This is a genomic window from Paraburkholderia oxyphila NBRC 105797 (genome assembly GCF_000685075.1).
Taxonomy (GTDB): Bacteria; Pseudomonadota; Gammaproteobacteria; order Burkholderiales; family Burkholderiaceae; genus Paraburkholderia; species Paraburkholderia oxyphila.
In genome coordinates this window covers 1-10,740 of record NZ_BAYD01000190.1, presented here as the reverse complement: position 1 = coordinate 10,740, position 10,740 = coordinate 1, and the positions used below count along the sequence as shown (strand labels likewise).

The window sequence follows — 10,740 nt, the reverse complement described above, 5'->3', positions numbered from 1 at the left end:
GGCAAAAACGCGAACGGGCATCGCCGTTTATCGCCAAACACCCTGACGGGACGCTCCGTCCATGCGCGCAGCATCCCGAGCAACGCCGCAACTTCTGTAGGAAAACACTGACAGCCCTACTGTTGCGACTACACCAACTTCGCTGGCCGCTGATTTATCTTCCCCCCCGCAAAAGCAATACTTCAGTCACCAGAGCGGCACACGAGTCGTACGGCGCCCCAGCCCCGACGCCGCCTGTTGGAGACGTCCATGAGCCTCATCGCACAAGACCTGATCGAACTGCTACGCCTCGCCCACGGCGGCGCAGGCGCGCTGACGCAACACCTGCTGCGCGAGCTGGCCACGAACCTGATCGCTCAGGGCGTCTCCGATATGCGCGGCGGATGCTGACAAAACAGCTCCAGCAAAGCAAACGGTTGACAACCAACGTGCACACCTCGGCTGCGAAAGCCAGTTGTCAGAAAATAGCGACGTCGCCCTTGAACGGGGAACATCATGCATAGCACTGAAACGCTGCAATCGATTCAGGAACTCAACCTGTCCTACCTCGCGCTCGCGCAGCGCCTGCTTCGCGAAGATCGCCCGGCGGGCATGTTCCGGCTGGGCCTGTCCGAGCAAGTGGCCGATCTGCTGTCCGGGCTGACGCTGGCCCAGACCGTCAAGCTCGCCGCGTGCAATCAGTTGCTCTGCTTCTTCCGAATCAACGACCACCAGATGCTGTCCGTGCTGGCCACGCCCGCGAAGCACGCGAACGTCGCGCACACGCATGCGGCCGTGCTGCTCGCCGGTCAGCCCGCCGAACAGTTCGCCTGAACGGGCCGGCGCGAGCCATGACCAGGACCAGTATCATCGACGATGCGCGCGAAGTCGTGCGCGCGAGCGCGCTCATCGAGCTCGGCGCTCGCATGCAGGTGCTCGAAAGCGAGCTCGCGCTGCCGCGCGACCGGCTGATCCGGCTGTATCACGAGATCAAGGGAGAATCGCCGCCCAAGGGCATGCTGCCGTCGTCCGCCGACTGGTACATGACCTGGCAGGCCAATATCCACGCATCGCTGTTCTACAACGCCTATGTGTTTCTCAAGGACCAGGCGGGCTGCTCACATCTCGACGCGCTCACCAAGGGATTCCGTCTGTACCGCGAGCACTGCGCGCAAAACAGGTTGGAGATGCAGCTCGACTTGACGCGCGCCTGGACGCTCGTGCGCTTCTTCAAGGGCGGACTGCTGCAGTTGACGGCCTGCCGCCGCTGCGCCGGCAAATTCGTCATCCACAAATACGATGCGCCGGATGGCAAAGTCTGCGCGATCTGCCAGCCGCCGTCACGCGCCGGCAAGCGCGCAAAAGACAAAGAGGTGCCCGCCGCGTCTTGCGGCACGGATGGCGCGAGTGACGACGCTGAAACGCAAACTGAAATTGACGCGCAGGGTGAAGCCCGGTCCGAAAAACCGCCCCGCCCTAAGCCGATTCCTCGCGATTGAGCGCACTCACGGGCAAGCTGACCGATAAACGAAATCCTTCGCCCGGCGCGGTGTCCACCGACACGGCGCCGTTCAATTGCCGCACGCGCTCGCGAATCCCAAGCAGCCCGAACGACTGCTCCTTGCGCATTGCGCTCGCCGCCGTGCCGCGCCCGTTGTCCGCCACTCTCACGTGGCAGGCCTCGCCGTCGAGCACCACCTCGACCTGCACTTCGGTGGCCTCCGCGTGCCTCGCGATATTGGTCAGCGCCTCCTGGACGATCCGGTAGACGGCGGTGGCGGCCGCCGAATCGAAGTACAGCTCGCCGATATCGATGTGCAGCTCCACCTCGATGCCATTGCGGCTTTCGAAATCGCCGGCGAGCCACTCGAGCGCCGGCACGAGCCCGAGGTCGTCGAGCACGGTCGGTCGTAGCCCCGCCGCGATGTGGCGCACCGACCTCACGGTCTCGTCGATCAGCGTCATCATCGAGCGCGCCCGCCCGCGCAATGCCGGCGCCATCGTGCGGTCGTCGAGATCGCCTTCGAGCATCGTCAGATCGATCTTGAGGGCGGTCAGCCGCTGCCCGAGATCGTCGTGCAGCTCGCGCGCGATGCGCTTTTGCTCCTCTTCGCGCGCGGCCTGGATGCCGGCCGAGAGATGCCCCAGGTGCTCGAGCTCCCTCACGCGCATGCGCTCGCGCATGTCCCTGCGCGTGAGCGCGACGAGCCGTGCATAGAGCGTGCCGCTCTCGACCAGCAACACGATCAGCACGAAGCTCGCCGCCAGCAGGCCATATATGCGTCCCGCATAGAATCCGAGATCGAAGCGGCCATGGTTGAGCATCGCGGCGAGTGCGATGTCGATCATCCATGCCGCCATCACGACCATCAGCCACATATCGAGCGCCGTGCGCTTGCCGTGGCGCCACACCATGGCGAACGCAACCGGGCTCACCAGCCACACGGCGCCGATCACGTAACGGTAGCCCCAGGTGAAGCGGCCGTTTTCGAGGAGGTCGGGAAGCAGCGCCTTGCCTGCCGTGGCCAAAGCGGTCAGGACGCCGACGATCGCCGCCACGGCCACCACGCAGAATGCGATCGATGCGAGTGTGGAGCGCCTCGGGATATCGCCGCGCAGGCCGCCTGAAGCGCTTCCGAGCAGCGCATAGGCCATGACAAAACAGGGAAACCCGGCGTGCCAGAACATGTAGAGCCACGCGGTGCTCTGCGGGCCCGCGCCTAGCAGCCCGGTGGGCGCGAACAGGCCCGGGAACGTGAGGCCGTGCGCAATCGTCATGCCGGCCGTAAACAGATAGCCACTGCCGAGCGCGAGCAGCGCACGCGAGCGCAACGAATTAAACTGGCCGAACAGCAGCATGGCCGTGATCAGGTCGTTCATCACCAGCGCCGCTTCGTAGCTGGGGATGAACGCCCCCACCGCCGGCAGCGGACGCTTCGCAAACGGCGCGCACGCGGCGAACAGCACGAAGCTCACGACGATCACCGTAAGCGCGAGCCTCCGCTCGCTGCGCCCCGCGGGCAAGGTCGACAGAAACATCTGGTTGGCGTCGTCTCGATCGCGACCCATGCGCGTGCCTGGAAGAGAATCCGGAGAAAGGCATTTGAGCAGATGATGCACGCCGAAGGCAACTATTGCATACTGCCTGTTGCGAACGGCAGCCAACAGCCTCCCGCAGCGGCCCACGCTGGCCCGGACCGGCCAGCCCCATGCCTCTCGTGACAACTGGCCTATGCCTCGCGAATCGGTTGCACTCGCCACGGCCGGAACCAGGCAAGGCACCATCGCAATGACTGACCCGCAACCAGCGGTACAGCTGGAGGACGCACACTGATGACCCGAGTTTTGATCGCCGATGACCACGCGCTCGTGCGCGACGGCCTGCGCCATATCCTGCAGAACGCCAGCGGATTCGACGTGGCGGGCGAGGCGCGCGACGGCGTAAGCACAATCGCGCTGATCCGCTCGACGCCGGCGCAAGTGCTGCTGCTCGACCTGTCGATGCCGGGACGCAACGGCGTCGAGCTGATCAAGCAAATCAAGGAAGAAAAGCCCGAGCTGCGCATTCTCGTGCTGACCATGCACGCCGAGCAGCAATACGCCGTGCGGGCGTTCAAGGCCGGCGCGTCCGGCTACCTGACGAAGGAAAGCGCCGGCGCGGAGCTGGTGTCGGCCGTGACCAAAGTCGCGGCGGGCGGCGTGTACGTGAGCCTCGCGATGGCCGAGCAGTTCGCACAGAGCCTGAACGAGCCCGTCGACGCGCTGCCGCACCAGCGCCTCTCCGACCGCGAATTCGACGTATTCCGCCGCATCGCCGCGGGCGAGACCATCACGGAAATTGCCCAGGAACTCTGCGTGAGCGCGAAGACCATCAGCACCTACAAGACGCGCATCCTCGAAAAGATGCGCCTGCCGCACGAGGCCGCGCTGGTGCGCTACGCCATGCGCCACAAGCTCTTCGACGACCACGACGAAGTCTGAGCATGTAGGCATCCACCTACACGACTTCCGTTTCCCCTACCCGAAGTTCAACTCCGGCCGATTCCGCTGGGCCATGGCGGCAACGATACTTCGGCACATGGACGCGAACCTCTCATCGGCAGAATTGAAGGTCTTCCTCGTCGAAGATTCGGCATCGCTGCGACGCCGGATCGCGGCGCTGCTGCACACGATTCCCGGGGTTCGCGTGGTCGGCGAAGCCGAGGAGATCGCGGCCGCGCTCAGAGACATCGCGGCGAGCCGCCCCGATGTCGTGATCACCGACTTGCGCCTGGCCGAAGGCAGCGGGCTCGATCTGGTGCATGCGCTCGCGCGGCGCGGCCCGCCGGTCGTCATGGTCGTGCTGACCAATCAATCGAGCCAGCCGTTTCGCGAAGCCTGCCTTGCGGCGGGCGCGCATTACTTCTTCGACAAGACCAGCGAGATCGACAAGGCGCGCAAGACCATCGAACGCCTTGCCGAGGCGCACAGCCAGCGTGTGGTGCCCTAGTCGTGGGTCACGTGCTGCGCTGGGCGTTCACACCCAGCGCCACACGTGCCTACGGCGCGACCCAGCCGCCATGCCATGCGCCATCCTGGCGGGACAACTTCGCACGCGCGTGACCGTTGGGAGACAAGTCGAGATAGTCGATTGTTTGCACGTCCACCGTGACGAGGCAAAAGTTCTCCAAGCCCGCCATTGAATCGGGCGGGCTGCCCGGCGCCATGTGCGCCTCCTCTGGCGAGGCAATGGGCGTGCCGGGCACAAGTTGCGCACGGTAGATAATCAAGCTGTGAGGCCTGCTGATCTTCCAGAGCGCCATCCTCTCGTCGAGGCTGTCCACTATCCGCGCGATGCCTTCGAGCCGGATCTGTATGCCCGCGTCCAGGTCGCATCCCAGTAGCGAGATTCGCGGGTCTTTTCTCAGCTCCATGACCTTTTCCGAGCGCACGTCGGTATGAAAGGTCAGCGCGCCCGCCTCCGGGCTGACGCCGCGCAGAACGATGGTGCGTACCCTGGGTCCGCCATCGAGACCCACGGTTGCGGCCTGAAGCATGGTGAACGGCGAACGCGTTGCCCCCGCGTTCGCGCCCGCACTCAGCATTGCCCAGACACGGTCGATGACTTCGCGCATCACGGACTCAAACCGATTTGGTGACGCCACCGTCGACGCGGATGTTCTGGCCGGTAATGTAGGCCGCGCCATCGGAAGCCAGGAAGGCGATGGTCGCCGCGATTTCCTCGCTGGTTCCATAGCGTTGCAGCGGGACGCTCTCGCGGCGCTCGTCCAGGGCAGGAAGACTGTCGATCCAGCCAGGCAACACGTTGTTCATGCGAATGTTGTACCTGGCCTGGCTATCCGCAAAGAGCTTGGTGTACGAGGCCAGGCCCGCACGGAACACGGCCGAGGTGGGGAACATCTCGCTCGGCTCGAAAGCCCACGCGGTGGAGATGTTGATCACGACGCCGCCTTGCTGCTTCTGCATGATCGGCGCGACGAGCCGGGTCGGGCGAATCACGTTCATCAAGTAGGTGTCCATGCCGCGATGCCAGTCTTCGTCGGAGATCTCGAGGAGCGGGCCACGCGGACCATGGCCGGCGCTGTTCACCAGCACGTCGATGCGGCCCCAGCGCGACACGGTCAGGTCGACGAGCTTGCGAAGGTCGTCGTTCGACTGATTCGAGCCCGTCACCCCCACGCCGCCGAGCTCCGCGGCGAGCGCTTCGCCTTTGCCCGAGGACGAAAGAATCGCAATCTTGAAGCCATCGGTGGCCAGGCGGCGCGCAGCTGCAGCGCCCATGCCACTCCCGCCTGCGGTAACGACGGCCACTTTTTCTACTGTCATGGTGTTAATCTCCGGATGTTGGGCGACGCTTTGAACAGGCCGCAAAATGCACGATGTATCGCAAGAAGCATAGCACCGGCGCCCCCTCCTGATGCCGCAGTTTCCATCCCGGTTTGCAGTAGAAAAACTATCGCATGAAAGATCCGAACGAGCCGCTTCCATCGCTCAATGCGCTACGCGCCTTCGAGGCGGCCAGCCGTCACCTGAGCTTTCGCCGGGCCGCCGAGGAACTGGGCGTCACGGAGGGTGCCGTCGGCCAGCATATACGCGGGCTCGAAACGGCGCTCGGACTCAAGCTCTTCGAGCGCCAGCCGCGCAGGCTCGCGCTGACCGAAAACGGGCAGAGCTATTCGGCCAGCGTGCGCCGCGCATTCGACCTGCTGGTCGAGGCCACGCAGGCGCTGCGGCCCCAGGCGCTGAAACTCGCGGTTAGCGTCACGCCGACGTTTGCCGCCAAATGGCTCATCCCGCGGCTGCCCGACTTCACGGCCACGCACCCGGAGATCGATTTGCGCATCGTGGCGACGGAGCGGATCTCGCATTTCCAGACCGATGGCGTCGATCTCGCGGTGCGCTATGGCAGTCCGCCATTCGGGGCGGGACTCAATGCCGAGCTATTGTTCGACGACATTCTGATTGCCGTGGCCGCTCCGCGCGCCATGGCCGGCGCTCGAAAGAGCAACGGCATCGTTACGCGGCACGCGTTACTGCACGACGCGCACAATCTCTGGCCGCAGTTTCTGGCGCAGCTCCATCAGCCGCTGCCGTCGGCCGCGGAAAAGAACATCCGCTTCAATCAGACTTCCTTGGCGATCGACGCGGCGCTGGAAGGACAAGGCATCGCGCTGGCGCATTGGGCATTCGTCGCCCGCGACGTCGCGGCCGGGCGCCTCGTGCGCGTCTTCGACGACGAATTGCACACGGGCGCCGGTTTCTATCTCGTGTTTCCACGCAAGCTTCAACATCCGGGGCCGGTCGCGCAACTGCGCGACTGGCTGCACCATCAAGCGTCGATATCGACGCAGATCGCAACGGCTTGATGCCTCTGGCCGTGCCGCCCGCGACAAGCGAGGCAGCCTTCACGACGCGCGTTCGATCTCCGCGATCAAGGCCTTCAGCACACGCTCGATGGGACGCGAAAGCCGTCGTTCGCGCATCGTCATCACGCACACGTTGCGCTGGTTGAGCAGCGGTTCGTCGAAGCGCTTGGCGACCAGCGAAAGATCGTTCGCGAGGCCCGAAAGCGAAAGCTTGCTGCCGAGCGTGATCGCACCGGCCAGCGACGCGAACGCGTGCAAGGCGCTCGAATTGTTGCTGGTGAGGATCGGCTCGAGCGTGATGCCGTGCCGCGCGCAGCATTCGTCGAACAACTGGCGAGCGGTATTGCCGCGCGCGAGCAGCGCAACGGGATAGTCGCGCAGATCCGCGAGCGTGAGCGACGCGCGACGCGCCAGCGGATGCCCGGGGGCGAGCAGCGCGCAGACCGGCGCCTCGGCGCTGTATTCCACCTGGACCTTTGAGGGGTCTCCGCTCGAAAACGTCAGCCCCAGATCCACCTCGCCCGTGGCCACCCACTGCTCGACCTGCGAAGGCGTGCCCGAGCGCAGATTGAAATGCACCTGCGGCGCGGCGGCGTGATGCTCCGCGAGCACATGCGGCAGAAACGAGCGCGTAAAGCCCTCCGTGCAGCCGATGCGGACGATGCCGCGCCCGAGCGCCTTGGCCGTGGCGATTTCGGCGAGCACGGCGTCGCCCTCGAGCAGCGCGCGCCGCGCGTGCTCGGCGAGCCGCTCGCCCGATTCGGTCAGCACCATGCCGCGCGGCATGCGCTCGAAGAGCGCCGTGCCGACGTCCTCCTCGAGCTTGCTGATCTGCCGGCTGATCGCCGAGACGGCGACGTGCAGGTTCTCCGAGGCCGCGGCCAGCGACCCCGTGCGCGCGACCTCGACGAAGTAGCGCAAGGCGATTCCATGAAGCATCGGCGTATCCATTCAGTGCCTGCTCAGTGTTCGAGCAGTGCGTTGCCATTTTGGCAATGCTATCCGCAAATATTGAAATTGTTGCGAATTTTTGGCGTTCCTAGACTGGGCTTATTTCCTGCAATGTCCCGCCCGAACGCCACAGAGGAGCCACTTTGAAAGAGTCTCGACAAACCGGGTCGCGCCAGACCGCCATCGACCGCGCGCTGCGCGTCTACGACTCCGGCCAGTTTCTGGGCGATCTCCAGCGCCGCGTGAGCTTTCGGACCGAAAGCCAGAACCCCGCCCAGGCCGACGCCGTGCGCGCCTATCTGACCGACGAGGTGGCGCCGTCGCTCGCGCCGCTCGGCTTCACGAGCCGCATCGTCGAGAATGCGGCGGCCGCGCGCGCGCCGTTCCTGATCGCCGAGCGCATCGAGGACCCGGCGCTGCCGACCGTGCTGACCTACGGTCACGGCGACGTCGTGCGCGGCTACGACGAACAGTGGCGCGAAGGCCTCGCGCCCTGGACGATCACCGTGGAAGGCGACCGCTGGTACGGCCGCGGCACCGCCGACAACAAAGGCCAGCACTCCGTGAACTTCGCGGCGCTCGGCGCGGTGCTCGACGCGCGCGGCGGCAAGCTCGGCTACAACGTGAAGCTGATCTTCGAAACCGGCGAGGAAATCGGCTCGCCGGGCCTCGACGCGGTCTGCGCGGCGCATCGCGAGGCGCTCGCGGCCGACGTCTTCATCGCCTCGGACGGCCCGCGCGTGCTGGCCGAGCGGCCTACCCTCTTTCTCGGCTCGCGCGGCGGCGTGGCGTTCGAGCTGCTCGTCGATTTGCGCAAGGGGGCCCATCACTCGGGCAACTGGGGCGGCGCGCTGCGCAACCCGGCCATCGTGCTCTCGCACGCGATCGCGAGCCTCGTCGACCGGCGCGGCGCCATTGCCGTGGACGGCCTGCGTCCGCCGCCCATATCGGCGAGCGTGCGCGAAGCGCTTGCCGACATCGTGCTCGGCGGCGACGAGGACGCGCCCGCGATCGACCCGGACTGGGGCGAGCCCGGCCTCACGCCCACCGAGCGCGTGATCGCCTGGAACACGCTCGAAGTGCTCGCGTTCAAGGCCGGCAATCCCGATGCGCCCGTCAACGCGATTCCGCCGATGGCCAAGGCGACCTGCCAGCTGCGCTTCGTGGTGGGCACGGACGCGGAGCGCGCCGGCGAACACCTGGAAGCGCATTTCGCGCGTCTCGGCTTCGACGACGTGAAAGTGCGCGTCACGCAGATTTCCGCGGCCACGCGCCTCGACCCCAACGACGCCTGGGTGCACTGGGCGCTCGAATCGCTGCGCGCGTCCACGGACAAGAAGCCGGCGCTGCTGCCGAACCTGGGCGGCACGGTGCCCAACGACGTGTTCGCGTACACGCTCGGCCTGCCGACGCTCTGGGTGCCGCACTCGTATCCGGCCTGCGCGCAGCATGCGCCGAACGAACACCTGCTTGGCTCCGTCGCGCGCGAGGCGCTGGCCGTGATGGCCGGACTCTGGTGGGACCTGGGCGAGGACGCCGCGCGCCTCGCCTCGACGCACGCGCAGGCACAGAGCCAGGCGCAAGCCCCGCAGTCCTCCGACGCCGTTCTCCAATAAGGGCCGCCGCCATGTCCGCAAAGCAACCCGTGAGCCTTGTGAGGCTCGTTATCGCCACCTCCGCCGGCAACGCGCTCGAATGGTTCGACATCGCCATCTACGGGTTCTTTGCGGTGTACATCGGCAAGCACTTCTTTCCGGCCGTCAACGAAACCGTGTCGATGCTGCTGACGTTCGGCACCTTCGGCGCGTCGTATCTGGTGCGGCCGCTCGGCGGTGCGGTGCTGGGGGCCTATGCGGACCGGCGCGGACGCAAGGCGGCGCTGATGGCATCGGTGGGCCTCATGATGGTTGGCACGGCGATCATCGCGCTCGTACCCGACTACGCGGCCATCGGCGTGGCCGCGCCGCTCGCGGTGTTTGCCGCGCGGCTGATCCAGGGCTTTTCGGCGGGCGGCGAATTCGGCGCGTCGACGGCCATGCTGATCGAGCACGCGCCGCACCGGCGCGGCTTTCTCGCGAGCTGGCAGTTCGCGACGCAAGGCCTCGCAACGCTGTTGGCGGCATCGTTCGGGTATGGGCTGGCGCGCCTCATGGCGCCTGCTGATCTCGCGGCGTGGGGCTGGCGTTTGCCATTTTTCTTCGGATTGCTGATTGGTCCGGTGGGGCTTTATCTGCGCCGCTATATCGACGATGCTGAGGACTTCAAGCGCGCCGCGCGCACTGAGACGCCTGTGCGCGAAGTGCTGAGCCAGCAGAAGCGGCTCGTGCTCACGGCTATTGGTTTGATGACCGTCTCTACGGCGGTCAACTATCTGCTTCAGTATATTCCGACCTTTGCTATCCGGCAGTTGCATTTGCCTGCGGCTACCGGGTTTGCCGCGACTATGGCGGGTGGTGTGATTCTCACGGTTGTTACGCCGTTTGCGGGGTATCTGTCTGATCGCATCGGGCGGCGTACGCAGATGACTTGCGTGGCGTTGCTATTTCTCGCTAGCGCGTATCCTGGGTTCGTGTGGGCCACGAGTCATTCGAGTGCGATGCCGCTGTTTGTGCTGATCGCCTGGCTGGCGCTTCTGAAGTCGATTTATTTTGGGGCTTTGCCCGCGCTTATGGCGGAGATTTTTCCGGCTGCTACGCGTGCGACTGGCATGTCCATTGGGTATAACATCGGTGTCACCGTGTTTGGCGGGTTTACGCCGGCTGTCGTTACCTGGATGCTCAGCGCTACCGGCGATAAGAGCGCGCCTGGGTATTGGCTGATTCTTACCTCAATGATTAGTTTGTGGGCGCTGGCTTATGTTAGTCGCGTGAAGGTCGTGGCGGCTGTTTCGCAGCAGGCTGCGGTTTGATTCGTGGTTGGTTCTAAGGCTTTGGCCTTAACTTGT

General features: G+C 65.3%; 12 protein-coding genes. 8 read left to right on the top strand and 4 right to left on the bottom strand.

The genetic code is table 11. From position 1 onward, the window contains the following. Positions 1 to 249 precede the first annotated feature (249 nt). The 3 genes from BO1_RS60000 to flhC all read left to right on the top strand — a co-directional run bounded on the left by BO1_RS60000 (position 250) and on the right by flhC (position 1,478). Entirely contained in the window at positions 250 to 390 is a 141-nt protein-coding gene (locus tag BO1_RS60000; RefSeq protein ID WP_156992799.1) for a hypothetical protein, read from the top strand. A gap of 102 nt (positions 391 to 492) precedes the next feature. Beyond that, the gene (gene flhD / locus BO1_RS47125) at positions 493 to 813 is read left to right on the top strand and encodes a flagellar transcriptional regulator FlhD (protein WP_174490640.1); all 321 of its coding nucleotides are present in this window, start codon (positions 493 to 495) and stop codon (positions 811 to 813) included. Positions 814 to 830: 17 nt separating this feature from the next. After that, positions 831 to 1,478 carry a flagellar transcriptional regulator FlhC gene (flhC, locus tag BO1_RS55755; RefSeq protein WP_084688823.1) on the top strand — a complete coding sequence of 216 codons (648 nt, stop codon included), beginning with the start codon at positions 831 to 833 and terminating at the stop codon, positions 1,476 to 1,478. On the opposite strand, the gene BO1_RS47115 is transcribed toward flhC, so the two are convergent. Continuing rightward, entirely contained in the window at positions 1,456 to 3,048 is a 1,593-nt protein-coding gene (locus BO1_RS47115) for a sensor histidine kinase (RefSeq protein WP_028223527.1), read from the bottom strand. The genes flhC and BO1_RS47115 overlap by 23 nt on opposite strands. A gap of 264 nt (positions 3,049 to 3,312) precedes the next feature. Between BO1_RS47115 and BO1_RS47110 the strand changes: the two genes are divergently transcribed. Together BO1_RS47110 and BO1_RS47105 are read left to right on the top strand one after the other, a co-directional pair. Beyond that, entirely contained in the window at positions 3,313 to 3,960 is a 648-nt protein-coding gene (locus tag BO1_RS47110) for a response regulator (protein ID WP_028223526.1), read from the top strand. Positions 3,961 to 4,057: 97 nt separating this feature from the next. After that, entirely contained in the window at positions 4,058 to 4,468 is a 411-nt protein-coding gene (locus BO1_RS47105) for a response regulator (RefSeq protein WP_028223525.1), read from the top strand. Between the two features lie 49 nt (positions 4,469 to 4,517). Here BO1_RS47105 and BO1_RS47100 read toward each other — a convergent pair whose 3' ends face one another. Both BO1_RS47100 and BO1_RS47095 read right to left on the bottom strand, forming a co-directional pair. Further along, positions 4,518 to 5,093: a pyridoxamine 5'-phosphate oxidase family protein gene (locus BO1_RS47100; RefSeq protein ID WP_028223524.1), complete on the bottom strand. Its 576-nt coding sequence runs from the start codon at positions 5,091 to 5,093 to the stop codon at positions 4,518 to 4,520. Between the two features lie 7 nt (positions 5,094 to 5,100). Continuing rightward, positions 5,101 to 5,805, bottom strand: a complete 705-nt coding sequence (locus tag BO1_RS47095) for an SDR family oxidoreductase (RefSeq protein WP_028223523.1) — start codon at positions 5,803 to 5,805, stop codon at positions 5,101 to 5,103. A 134-nt stretch (positions 5,806 to 5,939) separates the two neighbouring features. Between BO1_RS47095 and gcvA the strand changes: the two genes are divergently transcribed. Beyond that, positions 5,940 to 6,845, top strand: coding sequence for a transcriptional regulator GcvA (gene gcvA, locus BO1_RS47090; RefSeq protein WP_028223522.1), 906 nt, complete (start codon positions 5,940 to 5,942; stop codon positions 6,843 to 6,845). A 39-nt stretch (positions 6,846 to 6,884) separates the two neighbouring features. Here the strand turns inward: gcvA and BO1_RS47085 are convergent, their stop codons facing one another. After that, entirely contained in the window at positions 6,885 to 7,784 is a 900-nt protein-coding gene (locus tag BO1_RS47085; RefSeq protein ID WP_028223521.1) for a LysR family transcriptional regulator, read from the bottom strand. A 155-nt stretch (positions 7,785 to 7,939) separates the two neighbouring features. On the opposite strand from BO1_RS47085, the gene BO1_RS55750 reads away from it, so the two are divergent. Both BO1_RS55750 and BO1_RS47075 read left to right on the top strand, forming a co-directional pair. Beyond that, positions 7,940 to 9,412: a M20 family metallopeptidase gene (locus BO1_RS55750; protein ID WP_043289114.1), complete on the top strand. Its 1,473-nt coding sequence runs from the start codon at positions 7,940 to 7,942 to the stop codon at positions 9,410 to 9,412. Between the two features lie 11 nt (positions 9,413 to 9,423). After that, positions 9,424 to 10,704 carry an MFS transporter gene (locus tag BO1_RS47075; RefSeq protein ID WP_028223520.1) on the top strand — a complete coding sequence of 427 codons (1,281 nt, stop codon included), beginning with the start codon at positions 9,424 to 9,426 and terminating at the stop codon, positions 10,702 to 10,704. The last annotated feature ends 36 nt before the right edge of the window (positions 10,705 to 10,740 follow it).